The sequence below is a fragment of the Blautia glucerasea genome, assembly GCF_020537505.1.
Classification (GTDB): Bacteria; Bacillota; Clostridia; order Lachnospirales; family Lachnospiraceae; genus Blautia_A.
In genome coordinates, this window is record NZ_JAJBMO010000099.1 from 1 (window position 1) to 735 (window position 735).

Consider the following 735-nt stretch of genomic DNA (forward strand, 5'->3'; position numbering starts at 1 on the left):
AATCTTCCATAAAAAGGACTCTGCCGTACTGCTCGCCCAGCTTGAAATGGTCGTTATGGAATTCCATCGTGTCCGGGCAGATCCAGTCTTTGAAGCTGTGTCCCTTTTTCGCAAAGGCTTTCATGTCAAATGAAAAACTCTGTGGAACGTCTGCCTTGAAAAAGTCCCGGAAGATCTGTAGCCTCTGCTCTGCATCCAGCTCTTCCCCAATAGAGGACAGCTTGGCCAGATGGGTGATGATGTCCGTTCCCACACGTGCGAAATAGGTTCTGGCTTCATCGATGTTTTTCTTGTGGACGCTGATGGTCAGATAGCGTTCCTGGTAGATACTGTTGTTGGTACCGGAGATCTTGGAAAGGAGCATGTCATTGTACTCTTTCCGGTACTCGTCCAGACCGTCCCCTTTCATCGGGATCAGCAGGGACTGCTCAAACTCTTCCTTGTTGATCTTACGATTGTTCAGGGTGATCTTCGCCGTACAGCCAGAATCCAGTGCATTTAAAAGTTCAGAGTAGTCCAGGAACATTTCCGTCTTGTCCGCTTTACTGGCAATGGAATAGTTGATATCCGTAAACCGGAATGTCCTGGAATACTTGCTCTCCACCTGAAAAATACCATCTGGCCAGATCTTGCGAATCGGGATGGCCTGCTGGACAGACTTCGGTACTTTAAATTTTTCCTTGTCCTGTTTCAGTGTCTGACTCAGGGTTTTAATCAAAGGCATCACCCCTTCCT

The 735-nt window shown here is 47.8% G+C and carries 1 pseudogene; it reads right to left on the reverse strand.

The window, feature by feature from the left end:
* A pseudogene (locus tag LIQ05_RS20825) lies at positions 1-724 on the reverse strand (VirB4-like conjugal transfer ATPase); the annotation flags it as partial.
* Positions 725-735 lie beyond the last annotated feature (11 nt).